Origin of the sequence: Bosea sp. PAMC 26642, from assembly GCF_001562255.1 — a bacterium.
Taxonomy (GTDB): Bacteria; Pseudomonadota; Alphaproteobacteria; order Rhizobiales; family Beijerinckiaceae; genus Allobosea.
In genome coordinates this window covers 749,552-764,365 of sequence record NZ_CP014301.1, presented here as the reverse complement: position 1 = coordinate 764,365, position 14,814 = coordinate 749,552, and the positions used below count along the sequence as shown (strand labels likewise).

Genomic DNA, 14,814 nt, shown 5'->3' with positions numbered 1-14,814 from the left:
CGGCAGGGTTAGCGAACCCCCAAGGCGGACCGGCCAGTTGTCGGCATCCGTCGGCGCGATCCATCAGCGTCCGTGGCCCCAGCGATCACATTCCTTTTCTTGAGCTAGGCGCGCGCTGCGTCTAAGCAGCGCCGACGACGGGGGACATGCGATGACGGCAAAACGCTTGCGGCTGGGTGTCAACATCGACCATGTCGCGACCGTGCGGAATGCGCGCGGCGGCGCCCTGCCCGACCCGGTGCGGGCCGCCCATCTGGCGATCGCGGCCGGCGCCGACGGCATTACCGCGCATCTGCGCGAAGACCGCCGCCACATCCGCGACGCCGACATGGAGCGGCTGGCGGTTGAGCTGACCAAGCCGCTGAATTTCGAGATGGCGGCGACCGACGAGATGATCGCGCTGGCGCGGCGGCTGAAACCCCATGCCGCCTGCCTCGTGCCGGAGAAGCGCGAGGAGCGCACCACCGAGGGCGGTCTTGACGTCGTCGGTCAGGAAAACATGCTCGCCCCGCGCATCGCCCTGCTGCGCGAGGCCGGCTGCCGCGTCTCGCTGTTCATCGAGGCCGACGAGGCACCGATTGCCATGGCGGCGAAGCTCGGCGCGCCGGTCGTCGAACTCCATACCGGCACGTGGTGCCACGCCGTGGCCGATAGGCATGACGGGAAGGCCAAGGCGGAATTCGCGCGCCTGGCGCACGGGGCGGCCTATGCAGCGTCGCTCGGGATCGAGGTCCATGCCGGGCACGGGCTCGACTACGACACGGCGCGGCTGCTCGCCGCCGTGCCGGACTTCGTCGAGTTCAACATCGGCCATTTCCTGATCGGCGAGGCGATCTTCGTCGGATTCGAGGCAGCGATCGCGCAGATGCGCGCGGCGATGGACGCGGGACGCGGAAGTGTCGTTTGACAGCGGCAATCAGCCGATGACATACATGACAACATGAAGGCTGTCCGGGTACACAATGAGAAATTTGTGCTCCCGGACGGTTCGATCGCCGAGCTCGTGATTTGGAAGCTCCCAAAGCCTGTCCTCGGCAGCAAGCATCCATACAAGTATCGTCTGTATTTCGGCCGCAACGGCGTCAGGATCGTCGGCTACGACAACGAACGTGGCAAGGGTGATCATCGCCATCTCGATGGCGTCGAGATGTTCTACGAATTCACGTCGCCCGAGAAACTGATTGAAGACTTTCTCGCCGATGTTCTAGAGAGGTTGGTCGCATGAGGCGCGCCGTCATTCGCATCGAGACAGAACGCAGCGCCGAAGAGGTGCTACGCGAGATGGGCCGCGGTTTCGTCTCGGCCTGGCGCAGCGGCGAGCCCTCCGACCCTGTGACGACATTGACCTTCAGTTCGCCCGCGCAACTCTTTGCGGTCATCACTCCGAAGCGCTGGGAGTTGATCGAGCGGCTTCAGACGATCGGGCCCGCGAGCATTCGCGGGCTTGCCCGCGCGCTAGGCCGCGATATCAGACGCGTGCATGACGATGTGACAGCGATGATAGACTGGGGCATCGTGGAGCGAACCGACGACGGCAAGGTGCTCGTGCCCTTCGACGTGATCCATGCCGGCTTCGATCTGCGGGCAGTCGCTTGACGGTCTGGCCATGATCCTCGGTATCGGCTCCGACCTCTGCGACATCACGCGCATCGAGAAATCGCTTGCCCGCTTCGGCGAGCGCTTCACCCACCGCATCTTCACGGAGGGCGAGCGGGCAAAGTCCGACCGGCGCGCGACGCGGGCGGCCTCCTATGCCCGCCGCTTCGCGGCCAAAGAGGCCTGCTCCAAAGCGCTCGGCACCGGCCTGCGTGCCGGGGTGTTCTGGCGCGACATGGAAGTGATCAATCTGCCGGGCGGGCGGCCGACCTTGAGGCTGACGGGCGGCGCGGCGGAACGGCTGAAGGCGATGACGCCGGCCGGGCACGAAGCCATCGTCCATGTCTCGCTCACCGACGACCCGCCGCTGGCGCAGGCCTTCGTGGTGATCGAGGCCCGGCCGATCGGTTGAGCGACCGCGGAGAGAGTGGCGCCGAGCCCACCTATTCGGCGGGGACTGCCGGCGCCGTGCCCGTGACCTGCCCGCGCGGTTCGTCGCTCAGCCAGCGATAGGCGATGCCGCCCAGAGCGCCGCCGATCAGGGGGGCGACCCAGAACAGCCAGAGCTGCCCGATCGCCGCACCGCCTGCGAACAGGGCGACGCCGGTGCTGCGGGCCGGATTGACCGACGTGTTCGTCACCGGAATGCTGACCAGGTGGATCAGGCAAAGGCCGAGCCCGATGGCGAGCGGAGCGAAACCGGCCGGCGCCTTGCCATGGGTCGAGCCCATGATGATGAAGAGGAACATCGCCGTCATCACGATCTCGGTCAGAAGCGCGGCGAACAGGCTGTATTTGCCCGGCGAGTGATCGCCATAGCCGTTCGAGGCGAAGCCCTTGGCGAGGTCGAAGCCCGGTGCGCCGCTTGCGATCAGATAGAGCACCAGAGCGCCGAGGATGCCGCCGGCGACCTGAGCCGCGACATAGGGTGCGACCTGCCCGCCCGGGAAGCGTCCGCCCGCCGCGAGTCCGACCGTGACGGCCGGGTTGAGATGACAGCCCGAGATGTGGCCGATGGCATAGGCCATAGTGACCACGGTGAGGCCGAAGGCGAGCGAGACGCCCAGCAACCCGATACCGACCTGTGGAAAACCCGCTGCGATCACGGCGCTGCCGCAGCCGGCGAAGGTCAGCCAGAACGTGCCGATCGCCTCGGCGACGTATTTCTTGGTGTTCATGGCGCATTCCCCCCAGATTCGGCCTGCGCGGATGCTGCATCCCGCCGTCATCGCGGTCAATCGCCGTCAGCGGGGCGGGGTAGCGCGCGCCGCGCCGAATTCCTGCCGCACTGCAGCCGCAGATGAACGCGCCCATGCCATCAACGCTTGCATCAGACTGAAGCGCGACAGCCGTGCCTGCAGCGACATTGTCGCGCAGGCAACATTCGGCTAGACCGCGCGATGAAAAGCCGACACAGGAGCGCCCGCGTGGCAAACGACGCCGATATCAAGAGCAAGCGGGCCCAGGACAAGGCCGGCAAGGACGAAGGCGGCGTTCTCGAGACGATCAAGGTCGTCGTCCAGGCGCTGCTCATCGCGCTCGTCATCCGGACACTGCTGTTCCAGCCCTTCAACATCCCGTCGGGATCGCTGATCCCGACCCTGCTGATCGGCGATTACCTGTTCGTGTCGAAATACACCTACGGCTACTCCAAGCATTCGATGCCGTTCAGCCCGGCGCTGTTCCAGGGCCGGGTCTGGGCGGCCGAGCCCAAGCGCGGCGACATCGCCGTGTTCAAGCTGCCGACCGACAATTCGACCGACTACATCAAGCGCGTGATCGGCCTGCCGGGCGACCGGATCCAGATGATCAACGGCATCCTGAACATCAACGGTGTCGCGGTGAAGCGCGAGCGCATCGCCGACTACGTCACCAGCGACAACTGGGGCCGCAGCGCACCGGTGGCGCAGTATCGCGAGACCCTGCCCAACGGCGTCTCGCATGAGATCATCGAACGCGAGGGCGACACCGGCAGCTTCGACAATACGCCGGTCTTCCTGGTGCCGCAGGGCCATTTCTTCATGATGGGCGACAACCGCGACAACTCGCTCGATTCGCGCGATCGCAGCGTCGGTTTCGTGCCGTTCGAGAACTTCGTCGGCCGCGCCGAAATCATCTTCTTCTCGATCGAGGACGGGGCTTCGGCCTGGCGGCTCTGGGAATGGCCGTGGACGGTGCGCTGGAGCCGCCTGTTCAGCGGCATCAAGTGACCAAGACGAGCGACAGCGGGCGCAAGACGCCCGATCTTGCGCGGCTGGAAGCGACGCTCGGCCACGTCTTCGCCGATCGCGGCCTGCTCTCGACCGCGCTGAGCCATATGAGCGCCGAAGGCTCACGCCTGAGCAGCTACCAGCGCCTCGAATTCCTGGGCGACCGGGTGCTCGGGCTCAGCGTCGCCGACATGCTGTTTCGCCGCTATCCGCTTGCCGAAGAAGGCGACATGTCGCGCCGGCTCGCCGATCTCGTTCGCAAGGAGACCTGCGCCGAGGTCGCCCAGGCCTGGGACATCGGATCGTTCCTGCGGCTGGGCGAAGGCGAGATCCTCGGCGGTGCGCGCAAGAACCGGGCGATCCTCGCCGATGCCTGCGAGGCGATCATCGGTGCGGTCTTCATCGACGGCGGCTACGAGGCGGCGCGCGGACTGGTCGAGCGCGCCTTCGGAGAGCGGCTGCTGAAGCCGGTCAAGCCGCTGCGCGACGCCAAGACGGCGCTGCAGGAATGGGCCCAGGGGCATGGCCATCCGACGCCGACCTATAGCGAACGGGGCCGGTCCGGCCCCGACCACGCCCCCCGCTTCGTCGTCGCGGCCCGCATTGCCGGGCTCGACGACGCCGAGGCTCAGGGCCCATCCAAGCGCCTGGCGGAACAGGCGGCGGCGGAAGCCTTCCTTCGCCGCGAGGGGCTCTGGACGCAGACCATGGAGAACGACAATGGCTGAGGCCGAACAAGAAGGCGGCACGACCCTGCCCACACGCTGCGGCTTCGTGGCGCTGATCGGGGCGCCCAATGCCGGCAAGTCGACGCTCTTGAACCAGTTGGTCGGGGCCAAGGTCTCGATCGTCTCGCGCAAGGTGCAGACGACGCGCACGCAGGTGCGCGGCATCGCGCTCTCGGGCCCGGCGCAGGTGATTTTCGTCGATACGCCGGGCATCTTCGCGCCAAAGCGCCGGCTCGACCGCGCCATGGTGACGAGCGCCTGGGGCGGCGCGACCGATGCCGACCTGATCGGCGTGCTTGTTGATGTCGAGCGCTTCGACAACGAGGAGAACACCCGCCTGCTGGAGAAGCTCGCCGAGCTGAGGCAGCCGAAGTTCCTGATCCTCAACAAGATCGACATCGTTGCCAAGGAAAAGCTGCTCGAGATCACCACCAAGGTGAACGCGCAGGGCCAGTTCGAGGCGACCTTCATGATCGCGGCACTGACCGGCTATGGCTGCAAGGACATCATGGGCTGGCTGGAGACGCGCCTGCCCTTCGGTCCCTGGCTTTACCCGGAAGACCAGATCTCGGACGCGCCGCTGCGCTTCCTCGCCGCAGAGATCACGCGCGAAAAGATCTTCGAGCGGCTGCATGACGAGCTGCCCTATCGCTCGACCGTCGAGACCGAGCAGTGGCAGGAGCGGCCCGACGGCTCGGTGCGCATCGAGCAGACGATCTATGTCGAGCGCGAGGGCCAGCGGAAGATCGTGCTCGGCGAAGGCGGGCAGACGATCAAGTCGATCGGCCAGAAGGCGCGCATCGAGATCGGCGAGGCCGCCGAGGCCAAGGTGCATCTCTTCCTGTTCGTGAAGGTCCGCGAGAACTGGAGCGACGACCCGGAGCGCTATCGCGAGATGGGGCTGGAATTCCCAAAGAAGTGATCTGCCTCACCGCCCTGCCCTGAAGGCCGCCGCGAGTTCCCTGACGAAGGCGGTCGCGCGCGGTGTCGCGACGTTGCTGCGCAGCACGACCTGCGATGAGCCCAGCTGCGGCAGGCCCCAGTCCGGGCCGACATCGATGGAACCCGCCGGAGCGAGCCGCGCGGCCAGCGGCGAGACACCGAGGCCGCCCGACACGGCGGCCAGCACAGCAGCCATGCCGCCGCCGATGAAGGCCTCGCGCCAGGCGATTCCGGCACGGTCGAGCGCATCCATCCCGTGCTGCCGAAGCCAGCATTCGGGGATGAGGCTGACAAGTGGAAGAGGTTCGTCTGGTCTGCGTACCAGTCCTTCGGATGCGAACCAGCCGAACGCATCCTCGCACAGGACCTCCCCGGTCCGCCCGGCGCCGAGCCGGCGCGTGATCGCGACATCGAGTTCGCCCTGCTCGAAGGCTCTTTCGAGCCCCCGTGACGGCTCGATCCTGAGATTGATGACGATGCCCGGATCGTGAGCCGAGAGGCGTGCCAGCACGGTCGCGATGTCGGCGCCGACCGCCTGTTCGCTGATGCCGAGGGCTATGCGCTCGGGCGCGACGGTGAAGGTCGACAAAGCCTTGCCATGAGCCGCCAGCAGTTCGCGCGCAGCAGGCAGGAAGCGCTCGCCTTCGGCCGTCAGGCGAACCAGGCGCGGGTGACGTTGCAGCAGCAGCCGGCCGAGCCCGTCCTCCAGACGCTTCACTCGCGTGCTGACCAGCGACTGCGTCGTGCCGAGCGCCTCGGCCGCGCGCGTGAAGCTCCTGAGTTCAGCGGCATGCAGAAAAGAGGCGACGGAGTCGATGTCGAGGACATTCATAGATCATAATTCCGTATCTTTGATATCGTTATAGATATGCTTTTGCGATCAATGAGGCAAGGCTATCTTCACGATCGAAGGCGCGGCAGTCGCGCTTCGCTATGGAGAGACACCATGCCCCTGATCCGCATTTCCATGAGGCGCGGCCGCCCGGCCGCCGAGCCCGCCGCCATCGTCGACGGCGTCTATCGCGCCCTGCGCGACACCTTCGAGGTGCCGGAGAAAGACCTCTTTGCCGTCATCCACCAGCATGACGCCGGCGAATTCATCTTCGACGCCAATTATTTCGGCTTCGAGCGCAGCGCCGGGCTGGTGATCATCCAACTCACCGTCGCCAATACACGCGGCGTGACGCAGAAAAAGAAGCTCTATGCCGCGATCGCTGCGAACCTTCAGCGCGACCCCGGCCTGAAGCCCGACGACATCTTCATCAACCTGGTGGAGGTCAAGCGCGAGGACTGGTCCTTCGGCGGCGGGATTGCGCAGTATGTGGCATAAGCCATGACCTTGCGCCACATCTTGCAACCGCTACGAATCCGACGCAAAACCCGTCGGAAATCGACCACCTTCTAATGCGGATGCGCTTCATGACCGACGACGACGTCCTGGCCGAATTCCGCGATGCCGGCGCACTGCTCGAAGGGCATTTCATCCTGTCGTCGGGACGACGCAGCGCCATGTTCCTGCAGAAGATGTTCATCTTCCAGGATCCGATCAGGACCGAACGCGTTTGCAAGGCACTCGCGGCCAAGATAGAGGCCGCCTTCGGACCGGTCGATTATGTGGTCTCGCCGGCAGTGGGCGGCATCGTGCCGGGCTACGAGACGGCGCGGCACCTGAAAGCCAAGGCGATCTTCGTCGAGCGCGAGGACGGCCAATTTCGCCTGCGCCGGGGCTTTGCGATCCCCAAGGGCGCGCGGGTCGTGATGGTCGAGGACATCGTCACGACGGGGCTGTCCTCGCGCGAATGCCTGGCCTCGATCGCCGACGAGCCCGGCAATATCCTGGGCGCGGCCTGCCTCGTGGACCGCTCTGGCGGCCGCGTCGATATCGGCGTGAAGCTCGTCAGCCTGATGAGCCTGGACGTGCCCGACTATGCGCCCGACGCGCTGCCGCCGGAGCTCGCTGCCATCCCGGCCGTGAAGCCCGGAAGCCGTGGCCTGAGCGCCTGAGATTGTTGCCGCATCGCATGGCCGGCGCGGCGAGACGCCACAGCCAAATTGCTGATTTTTTTGAACAACTGCCCTCGATAGACATTGTTACACCGACATTATTGCTGATTCTTGCATGTCATCGGTATTTTAGGACGGAGTGATTGCCATGGCCGCGGATCCGCGCATCGCGCTTTTCATCGACGGCGCCAACCTCTACGCCACCTCGAAGCAGCTCGGCTTCGACATGGACTATCGCCGGCTGCTCAAGGAATTCCAGGGCCGCGGCAACCTGATCCGGGCGTTCTATTTCACCACCCTGATCGAGAGCGAGGAGTATTCCTCGATCCGGCCGCTGGTCGACTGGCTCGACTACAATGGCTACCGCGTGATCACCAAGGCGGCCAAGGAATTCACCGACGCCACCGGCCGGCGGCGGGTGAAGGGCAACATGGATATCGAGCTCGCCATCGAGATGCTCGAACTCGCCCCACATCTCGACCAGATCTACCTGTTCTCCGGCGACGGCGATTTCCGGCCGCTGGTCGAGGCGGTGCAGCGCAAGGGGGTCAAGGTCTCGGTGGTCTCGACGATCACGACCAACCCGCCGATGGTCTCCGACGAACTGCGCCGGCAATGCGACGATTTCCTCGACCTGGCGCATCTGATGCAGAAGATCGGGCGCGACCCCTCCGAGCGCGCCGCGCGCGGCCCCGGACACGGCCCGGTGACGCCCGGCAATCCTGGGCTGGAGCGGCGCTACGGCATCCGACAGGGCGACGAGACCGTCGAAGGTTGAAGGCCGGCCGCCTGCCGGGTTGCTTCCCGCTATGATAGGTCTTGCTGCGGCGCGTTCCTCGTGCCGCGAAGCCGACGCCGTCATACGTCCGGGAGGAATCCATCATGCATCGCCGCCATTTCATCAGCGGGTTGGCCGCAGGCTCCGTCGGCGCGACCGCGCTCGCGCGCCCTGCTCTCGTGCTGGCTCAAGCCGCCCCGGCGCCCGCGGCTCCGCCCGCCCCGCCGGTCTTCACCCTGCCGCCGCTCGGCTATGGCTATGAGGCGCTGGAGCCCAATATCGACACGGCGACGATGCGCATCCACCATTCGGCGCATCATCAGGCCTTCATCAACAACCTCAACACGCTCGCCGGCCAGTGGGACGGATTAAAGACGATGCCGGTCGAGACGATACTCGCCGACCTCGATGCCGTCCCCGAGGCGCAGCGCGCCGGCGTGCGCAACAATCTCGGCGGGCACTGGAACCACTCCTTCTTCTGGCGCTCGCTGACACCTGGCGGCGCGCAGCAGCCCTCCAGCGAACTGACCAGCGCGATCACGGGCTCCATCGGCTCGACCATCGATCTGGTGACCAAGCTCAACACGGCCGCGCTCACCCGCTTCGGCTCGGGCTGGGCCTGGCTCGTGGTCGACAAGGACAAGAAGCTCGCCATCGTGGCGACGCCCTATCAGGACACCCCGCTCGAACTCGGCGCGCAGGCCGTGCTGGGCGTCGATGTCTGGGAGCACGCCTATTACCTCAAGCACCAGAACCGCCGCGCCGACTACCTCACGGCGTGGTGGAAGGCGGTGAACTGGGACAAGGCGAACGAGAATTTCAAGAAAGCGATGGGGTAGCGCCTGTCCTTCTCCTCTCGGGGGAGAAGGTGGCACGGCGAAGCCGTGAGGGATGAGGGAAGGACCTCATCCCAAACAAGAAAAAGGGCCGCTTGCGCGACCCTTCCCTCATCCGTCTGCTGCGCAGACACCTTCTCCCAGCCATCTCGGGCTCGCCCGAGATGGGCAACCCAAGGGTTCAAAGTCGGCAACAGCCGACTTTGATGGGGAGAAGGATCACCCACCCGCCTTCATGATCCTGGCCTTGTCGCGGTTCCAGTCACGGTTCTTTTCGGTCTCGCGCTTGTCGTGGAGCTTCTTGCCGCGGCCGAGGCCGAGTTCGACCTTGGCGCGGCCTTTCTCGTTGAAATAGACCTTCAGCGGGATCACCGTGTAGCCGTCGCGCTGGATCGCGCCCATCAGCTTGTTGATCTGCTTGCGGTGCAGCAGCAGCTTGCGGGGCCGCTTGACGTTATGGTTGAAGCGGTTGGCTTCGAGATACTCAGGGATATGCGCGTTGAAGAGGAAGAGCTCCGTGCCCATCGGCCCGGCATAGCTCTCGCCGATCGTCGCGCGGCCGCCGCGCAGCGACTTGATCTCGGTGCCCTGCAGGGCGATGCCGGCCTCGAGCGTCTCGATGATCTCGTAATTGTAGCGCGCCTTGCGGTTGTCCGCAGCGAGCTTGAAGCGGTCGGGATCGAGCTTGCTCATGCCCGTTCGCCGAGCGCGTGCGCCTTGACGAGCGAGGCCATGGCCTGCGATTCCGATTCAGGGTCGGCGCTCAAACCATTGAGAACGCTGTGCTTGTCGGCCTCGGGCCGGTTCTGGCTGAGCTTGAATTTGCCGGCCAGCGAGGCGATTTCGATCTCGATGCCGACGATGCCGCGCGAGAGCGCGTTGATGAAAGACTCGGGCGCATCCGACACCGCCCAAGGCTCGTTGCGCGGCCGCTCCTGCTGTGCGGTCAGGGCTTCGAGATGGGTGTGCAGCCAAACGCCGTCCTGGATCGCGCGTGCCGGCCCCCGCGCCTGCACGGTGACGTAGTTCCAGGTCGGCACGACCTTGCCGTGCTCCTGCTTGGAGGCATACCAGGCCGGCGAGACGTAACGCTCGACGCCGGTGAAGATCACCAATGTCTCGGCGCCGGCCGCGATCGCCTTCCATTGCGGATTGGGCCGGGCGAGATGGGCGCGCAGGATGCCCTGCTCACCCTCTTCCGGATGCAGCACGAAAGGCACGGGATTGGCGATCAGGCCACCTTCGCCGACCGTAACCAGCGTGGCGAGCGGATGCGCGCGCATCACCTCGTGAAGGGCGGCGCGGTCCTCGACCTTGAAATGGCTCGGCTCGTACATGGGACACTCCGGCAGTAGGCAGTAGGCAGTTGGCAGTCGGCAATCGGGAGCAGAAGCCAACGACTGCCGACTGCCGACTGCCCTACTTAAGCATTCAACAGGCCGGCGAACACCATCGCCTCGCGGATGACCTTGCCGGTCGGCGGCGTCACCGGCAGCAGCGGCAGGCGGATCTCCTCCTCGATGCGGCCGAGCAGCTTCAGCCCGTGCTTGGCGCCACACAGGCCCGGCTCCTTGAAGATGGCGTCATGCAGCGGCACGAGGCGGTCCTGGATCGTCAAGGCGCCGACAAAATCGCCCTTCAGGACGGCGGCCATCAGTTCGGCGCAGAGCTGCGGCGCGACATTGGCGACGACCGAGATGCAGCCATGGCCGCCGGCCGCCATATAGGCCAGAGCCGTCATGTCCTCGCCCGAGAGCTGGATGAAATCGGGCCCCATAGCATGGCGCTGCTGCGAAACGCGGGCAAGATTGGCGGTCGCGTCCTTGACGCCTGCGATGTTCTTCAGTTCGTAGAGCCGGGCCATGGTCTCGACCGACATGTCGACGACCGAACGCGGCGGGATGTTGTAGATGATGATCGGAAGGCCGACAGCATCGTTTACCGCCTTGAAGTGCTGGTACAGGCCTTCTTGCGTCGGCTTGTTGTAATAGGGCGTGACGACGAGCACGGCGTCGGCGCCGGCCTTCTCGGCATGGACGGCAAGATCGATCGCCTCGGCGGTGTTGTTGGAGCCGGCTCCCGCGATCACGGGCACGCGGCGCTTCGCCTGGGCCACTACGATCTCGACGACGCGCTTGTGCTCGTCATGGCTCAGCGTCGGGCTCTCGCCGGTGGTCCCGACCGGCACGAGACCCCGGCTGCCGCTCTCGACATGCCATTCGACGAGGGCGCGCAGCGCCTCCTCGTCGACCCTGCCGCCCTTGAAGGGCGTCACCAGCGCGGGCATCGAGCCGGTGAAGGCAATATGCTTGGTCATGGTCGCGGCATCCTGACGCGGAAATCAACCCGAACGGGGCGACAGACATAAACCCTCGGCCGACCGAGGCAAAGCCGGCAATGCATCAAAATGCGTGGCCTTATAGTTAAGTCCTCGTAAACCGCCCTCGCCCATCATCGCAGGTCATGCGCCCTCTCGAAGGAGCCTGCGATGGTCTTGTCTTCAGCCTGCAAGCACCGGTCCGGACGATATCTGGCTTGTCTGTTCGTACCCGCGATGCTCGCGGCCATGCCGGCGCTTGCCAGAGACGACGATGATATCCGGGAGCAGCCGCGCGCCAGCGTTGAGGTCGAGACGACAGGCGCCCTGCCGCCCTACCCCGGCGCCTTGGTAAACGGAGAGACCGAGCCCGACCGCGAGACGGTGAAAGCGGCGGTCGCAGCCTATCGGCGCGGCGCGATCGGTGAAGGCGATGCCCTGGCCCGGAGCATCGACAACCGCTCGGCGCGGGCGCTGCTCGAATGGGTGGCGATGCGGTCGGGCGCCGGACCGATGGCGTTTTCGCGGCTGAACGCCTTCCTCCACACCTATCCGGATTATCCCGGGACAGCGCTGTTTCGCCGCCGTGCCGAAGAGGCGCTGATCTCGGAGAAGCAGAGCCCGGCCGTGATCCGCGCCTTCTTCCAGGTCCAGCGCCCGGTCAGCCCGGCCGGGCGGGTGGCGCTTGCGCTTGCGCTCAAGGCTGAGGGCCAGAGCGACGAGGCCAATGTCCTGATCCGGCAGAGCTGGCGGCAGGACCATCTCGGCCAGCCTCTGGAAAAGGCCGTGCTCGCCGCATTCGGCGACATTCTCGGCCGCGACGACCATCGCCTGCGCACCGAGCGCTATCTCTTCCGCGAGAATGTCTCCGCGGCGCTACGCAATGCCGCGCGCGTCTCGGCCGACTATGTGGTCCTCGCGAAGGCTCGGATCGCCAGCGCCAAGGCGCGGCGCCCGATCGCGGCCTCGCTGATTTCGGCCGTGCCGGCCGCGCTGAAGAGTGACATCTCGTTTTCCTTCCTGCTGGCGCAGCAGGCCAGGCGCGAGAACAAGGCAAGCGACGCCGCCAAGGCGCTGGCGAACGTGCCGCGCGACCCGGCCCTGCTCGGCGATGGCGACGAGTGGTGGGTGGAGCGCCGGCTGATCGCACGCAAGCTGCTGGACGCGGGCGATGCCGAGAAAGCCTATGAGGTCGTGGCCGGCCATGGCGCCGAGGACACGCCCGAGCGGATCGATGCCGAGTGGCATTCCGGCTTCATCGCGCTGCGTTTCCGTAACGACCCAGAGCGCGCGCTCGGCCATTTCGACGCGGCGGCCGCGCTGGCGGTAACCCCGATCTCGGTCGCGCGTGCGGCCTATTGGCAAGGCCGCGCCGCCGAGGCGCTGGGCCGCGAGGAGGTCGCGACGGCCGCCTATGAGCGCGCCGCCGCGCACCCGGTCGCCTATTACGGCCAACTCGCCCGGGCGCGGCTGGGGCTGCCCGACCTGCCCTTGCGGCGCTCGGTTTCGGCCGGGCTCTCGCATCTGCCGGGCCATCAGGGCGTGCTCCTTCTCTACCAGATCGGGGCGCGCGACCTCGCAGCGCTGATGCTGGCGGATCTGGCGCAGAGCCTTCACACCACGCCGGCGCTGGAGGCGGTCGCGGCGATTGCCCGGCGCGAGGGGGATATCCGGACACTGCTCTCGATCGGCAAGCAGTCGCTGCAGCGCGGCTTTCCGCTCGACACCGCCGCCTTCCCGACCACGGGCGTTCCGGATTTTCCGACACTGGGCGACCCGATGGAGCGCGCCATCGTCCATGCCATCGCAAGGCAGGAGAGCGCTTTCGACCCGACCGCGACATCGCCCGTCGGCGCCCGCGGACTGATGCAGATGATGCCGGCGACGGCGCGCGAGACGGCCCGGCGCGCCAACCTGCCCTTCGACTGGCCGAGGCTCGGCCGCGACGCGCTCTATTCAGCGCAGATGGGCGCGGCCCATCTCAACGACCTGCTTAAGGACTGGCGCGGCTCCTACATCCTGACCTTCGCGGCCTATAATGCCGGGGGAGGCAATGTGAAGAAGTGGATCGAAGCCTATGGCGATCCGCGCGCGCCCGAGGTCGATGCCATCGACTGGGTCGAGCGCATCCCGTTCTACGAGACGCGCAACTATGTGCAGCGGGTGATGGAGAACCTGCAGGTCTACCGGCAATTCCTTGACCAGCGCACCGCCTATCTGATCGACCACGACTTGAAGCGCGGCGGGCGGCGGGAGTAGATCGGATAGAGATCGCTTCAATGCGCAGCCCTCATCCTGAGGAGCCGCAAAGCGGCGTCTCGAAGGATGCTCAAGAGCGCACTGGAGCATCCTTCGAGACGCGATCTTCCAGATCGCTCCTCAGGATGAGGCTGAAGTGACTGACACCACCGATACCGGATTCGCCTCGCTTTTCGTCACGGCCCGCGACGGGCTGAAGCTGCATGCGCGCGACTACGGCCCCCTCGCGTCGCAGGCGCTGCCGATCGTCTGCCTGCCGGGCTTTGCGCGGACGGCCGCCGATTTCCATGAGCTGGCGCTGGCGCTCGCACAGGATGGGACGAGGCCGCGCCGCGTGCTGGGGCTGGATTATCGCGGGCGGGGACGCTCGGGCTATGACAAGACCTGGGCGAACTACGACATCCGCGTCGAACTCGACGATATGATGCAGCTGCTGACCGCGGCGGGCATCGAGGAGGCGGTGTTCGTCGCCACCTCCCGCGGGGGGCTCTTGACCATGGCGCTGGCGGCGGCGCGGCCAGCGATGATCAAGGGCGTGGTGCTGAACGATATCGGCCCGGTGATCGATGCGCGCGGGCTTTTGCGGATCAGAGGCTATGTCGGCAAGCTGCCGCTGCCGCGCAGCTATGGCGAGGGCGCGGAAATCCTGAAGCGGCTTTCGGACCAGCAGTTCCCGCTTTTCGACGATGTCCAATGGGAGATGATGGCGCGGCGGACCTGGACCGAGCGCGACGGCAAGCTTGTTACCGACTACGACCCGAAGCTGATGAAGGTCTTGGAGGAGCTCGATCTCGAGGCGCCGCTGCCGGTGCTGTGGAGCTATTTCGCCGGGCTGAACGGGGTTCCCGTATTGGCGATACGCGGCGCGAATTCCGATCTGCTGGCCGAGAAGACGCTGATCGAAATGGGCGAGCGCCATCCCGATTGCCAGACATTCGTCGCACCGGGACAGGGCCATGCGCCCTTGCTCGGCAGCAACGACATGGTGCGGCGGATCGGCAAGCTGATCGGCAGGGCGGAGAAGAAGGCGGCCTGAATTCGACGATCTCAGGGCTCTGGGTTCATTCCTCGCGCTGTCATTCCGGGCGCAGCGAAGCGGAGACCCGGAATCCATGCCGGGACGCTGGTTTTAAGGTCAGGCATG

General features: G+C 66.0%; 18 protein-coding genes. 13 read left to right on the top strand and 5 right to left on the bottom strand.

Features of this window, described 5'->3' with window-relative positions:
* Positions 1-151 precede the first annotated feature (151 nt).
* From AXW83_RS03605 to acpS, 4 genes are read left to right on the top strand one after another with little or no spacing between them, the layout of a single operon-like run.
* Positions 152-907, top strand: a complete 756-nt coding sequence (locus tag AXW83_RS03605; RefSeq protein ID WP_066610721.1) for a pyridoxine 5'-phosphate synthase — start codon at positions 152-154, stop codon at positions 905-907.
* Positions 908-940: 33 nt separating this feature from the next.
* Positions 941-1,225, top strand: coding sequence for a toxin-antitoxin system TumE family protein (locus AXW83_RS03600; protein ID WP_066610719.1), 285 nt, complete (start codon positions 941-943; stop codon positions 1,223-1,225).
* Positions 1,222-1,596, top strand: a complete 375-nt coding sequence (locus tag AXW83_RS03595; RefSeq protein ID WP_066610718.1) for an HVO_A0114 family putative DNA-binding protein — start codon at positions 1,222-1,224, stop codon at positions 1,594-1,596. Before AXW83_RS03600 ends, AXW83_RS03595 begins: the two co-directional genes overlap by 4 nt.
* A gap of 10 nt (positions 1,597-1,606) precedes the next feature.
* The gene (gene acpS, locus AXW83_RS03590) at positions 1,607-2,008 is read left to right on the top strand and encodes a holo-ACP synthase (RefSeq protein ID WP_066619756.1); all 402 of its coding nucleotides are present in this window, start codon (positions 1,607-1,609) and stop codon (positions 2,006-2,008) included.
* Positions 2,009-2,039: 31 nt separating this feature from the next.
* Here acpS and aqpZ read toward each other — a convergent pair whose 3' ends face one another.
* Positions 2,040-2,774, bottom strand: coding sequence for an aquaporin Z (aqpZ, locus tag AXW83_RS03585; RefSeq protein ID WP_066610716.1), 735 nt, complete (start codon positions 2,772-2,774; stop codon positions 2,040-2,042).
* Between the two features lie 249 nt (positions 2,775-3,023).
* Between aqpZ and lepB the strand changes: the two genes are divergently transcribed.
* From lepB to era, 3 genes are read left to right on the top strand one after another with little or no spacing between them, the layout of a single operon-like run.
* The gene (gene lepB, locus AXW83_RS03575; protein ID WP_442855218.1) at positions 3,024-3,806 is read left to right on the top strand and encodes a signal peptidase I; all 783 of its coding nucleotides are present in this window, start codon (positions 3,024-3,026) and stop codon (positions 3,804-3,806) included.
* Positions 3,803-4,534 carry a ribonuclease III gene (gene rnc, locus AXW83_RS03570; RefSeq protein ID WP_066619752.1) on the top strand — a complete coding sequence of 244 codons (732 nt, stop codon included), beginning with the start codon at positions 3,803-3,805 and terminating at the stop codon, positions 4,532-4,534. Before lepB ends, rnc begins: the two co-directional genes overlap by 4 nt.
* A complete protein-coding gene (gene era / locus AXW83_RS03565; protein ID WP_066610710.1) occupies positions 4,527-5,456 on the top strand; it encodes a GTPase Era in 930 nt (309 codons plus the stop codon). Before rnc ends, era begins: the two co-directional genes overlap by 8 nt.
* Positions 5,457-5,462: 6 nt before the next feature.
* Here era and AXW83_RS03560 read toward each other — a convergent pair whose 3' ends face one another.
* A complete protein-coding gene (locus AXW83_RS03560; protein ID WP_066610709.1) occupies positions 5,463-6,308 on the bottom strand; it encodes a LysR substrate-binding domain-containing protein in 846 nt (281 codons plus the stop codon).
* Between the two features lie 114 nt (positions 6,309-6,422).
* Here AXW83_RS03560 and AXW83_RS03555 point away from each other — a divergent pair, with 114 nt between their 5' ends.
* From AXW83_RS03555 to AXW83_RS03540, 4 genes are all read left to right on the top strand, one after another.
* Positions 6,423-6,806: a tautomerase family protein gene (locus AXW83_RS03555; protein WP_066610707.1), complete on the top strand. Its 384-nt coding sequence runs from the start codon at positions 6,423-6,425 to the stop codon at positions 6,804-6,806.
* Between the two features lie 89 nt (positions 6,807-6,895).
* Positions 6,896-7,480: an orotate phosphoribosyltransferase gene (gene pyrE, locus AXW83_RS03550; protein ID WP_066619751.1), complete on the top strand. Its 585-nt coding sequence runs from the start codon at positions 6,896-6,898 to the stop codon at positions 7,478-7,480.
* A gap of 148 nt (positions 7,481-7,628) precedes the next feature.
* Positions 7,629-8,258, top strand: coding sequence for a LabA-like NYN domain-containing protein (locus tag AXW83_RS03545; protein WP_066610703.1), 630 nt, complete (start codon positions 7,629-7,631; stop codon positions 8,256-8,258).
* Positions 8,259-8,362: 104 nt separating this feature from the next.
* The gene (locus AXW83_RS03540; protein WP_066610700.1) at positions 8,363-9,097 is read left to right on the top strand and encodes a superoxide dismutase; all 735 of its coding nucleotides are present in this window, start codon (positions 8,363-8,365) and stop codon (positions 9,095-9,097) included.
* 216 nt (positions 9,098-9,313) lie between these two features.
* Here the strand turns inward: AXW83_RS03540 and smpB are convergent, their stop codons facing one another.
* From smpB to dapA, 3 genes are all read right to left on the bottom strand, one after another.
* The gene (gene smpB, locus AXW83_RS03535) at positions 9,314-9,787 is read right to left on the bottom strand and encodes an SsrA-binding protein SmpB (protein ID WP_066610698.1); all 474 of its coding nucleotides are present in this window, start codon (positions 9,785-9,787) and stop codon (positions 9,314-9,316) included.
* Positions 9,784-10,431 carry an FMN-binding negative transcriptional regulator gene (locus tag AXW83_RS03530; protein WP_066610696.1) on the bottom strand — a complete coding sequence of 216 codons (648 nt, stop codon included), beginning with the start codon at positions 10,429-10,431 and terminating at the stop codon, positions 9,784-9,786. The genes smpB and AXW83_RS03530 overlap by 4 nt, the downstream gene beginning before the upstream one ends.
* An 86-nt stretch (positions 10,432-10,517) precedes the next feature.
* The gene (gene dapA, locus AXW83_RS03525) at positions 10,518-11,411 is read right to left on the bottom strand and encodes a 4-hydroxy-tetrahydrodipicolinate synthase (RefSeq protein ID WP_066610695.1); all 894 of its coding nucleotides are present in this window, start codon (positions 11,409-11,411) and stop codon (positions 10,518-10,520) included.
* Between the two features lie 171 nt (positions 11,412-11,582).
* Here dapA and AXW83_RS03520 point away from each other — a divergent pair, with 171 nt between their 5' ends.
* Both AXW83_RS03520 and AXW83_RS03515 read left to right on the top strand, forming a co-directional pair.
* Entirely contained in the window at positions 11,583-13,670 is a 2,088-nt protein-coding gene (locus AXW83_RS03520) for a lytic transglycosylase domain-containing protein (RefSeq protein WP_082766918.1), read from the top strand.
* Positions 13,671-13,806: 136 nt separating this feature from the next.
* Positions 13,807-14,706 (top strand): alpha/beta fold hydrolase, encoded by a 900-nt coding sequence (locus AXW83_RS03515; RefSeq protein ID WP_066610689.1) that lies wholly within the window; start codon positions 13,807-13,809, stop codon positions 14,704-14,706.
* The last annotated feature ends 108 nt before the right edge of the window (positions 14,707-14,814 follow it).

What these genes read in the sequence shown, in the direction of transcription:
- AXW83_RS03605 (WP_066610721.1), top strand. Translation starts at nt 152, where the DNA reads ATGACGGCAAAACGCTTGCGGCTGGGTGTCAACATCGACCATGTCGCG.
- AXW83_RS03600 (WP_066610719.1), top strand. Translation starts at nt 941, where the DNA reads ATGAAGGCTGTCCGGGTACACAATGAGAAATTTGTGCTCCCGGACGGT.
- AXW83_RS03595 (WP_066610718.1), top strand. Translation starts at nt 1,222, where the DNA reads ATGAGGCGCGCCGTCATTCGCATCGAGACAGAACGCAGCGCCGAAGAG.
- acpS (WP_066619756.1), top strand. Translation starts at nt 1,607, where the DNA reads ATGATCCTCGGTATCGGCTCCGACCTCTGCGACATCACGCGCATCGAG.
- aqpZ (WP_066610716.1), bottom strand. Translation starts at nt 2,774, where the DNA reads ATGAACACCAAGAAATACGTCGCCGAGGCGATCGGCACGTTCTGGCTG.
- era (WP_066610710.1), top strand. Translation starts at nt 4,527, where the DNA reads ATGGCTGAGGCCGAACAAGAAGGCGGCACGACCCTGCCCACACGCTGC.
- AXW83_RS03560 (WP_066610709.1), bottom strand. Translation starts at nt 6,308, where the DNA reads ATGAATGTCCTCGACATCGACTCCGTCGCCTCTTTTCTGCATGCCGCT.
- AXW83_RS03555 (WP_066610707.1), top strand. Translation starts at nt 6,423, where the DNA reads ATGCCCCTGATCCGCATTTCCATGAGGCGCGGCCGCCCGGCCGCCGAG.
- pyrE (WP_066619751.1), top strand. Translation starts at nt 6,896, where the DNA reads ATGACCGACGACGACGTCCTGGCCGAATTCCGCGATGCCGGCGCACTG.
- AXW83_RS03545 (WP_066610703.1), top strand. Translation starts at nt 7,629, where the DNA reads ATGGCCGCGGATCCGCGCATCGCGCTTTTCATCGACGGCGCCAACCTC.
- AXW83_RS03540 (WP_066610700.1), top strand. Translation starts at nt 8,363, where the DNA reads ATGCATCGCCGCCATTTCATCAGCGGGTTGGCCGCAGGCTCCGTCGGC.
- smpB (WP_066610698.1), bottom strand. Translation starts at nt 9,787, where the DNA reads ATGAGCAAGCTCGATCCCGACCGCTTCAAGCTCGCTGCGGACAACCGC.
- AXW83_RS03530 (WP_066610696.1), bottom strand. Translation starts at nt 10,431, where the DNA reads ATGTACGAGCCGAGCCATTTCAAGGTCGAGGACCGCGCCGCCCTTCAC.
- dapA (WP_066610695.1), bottom strand. Translation starts at nt 11,411, where the DNA reads ATGACCAAGCATATTGCCTTCACCGGCTCGATGCCCGCGCTGGTGACG.
- AXW83_RS03520 (WP_082766918.1), top strand. Translation starts at nt 11,583, where the DNA reads ATGGTCTTGTCTTCAGCCTGCAAGCACCGGTCCGGACGATATCTGGCT.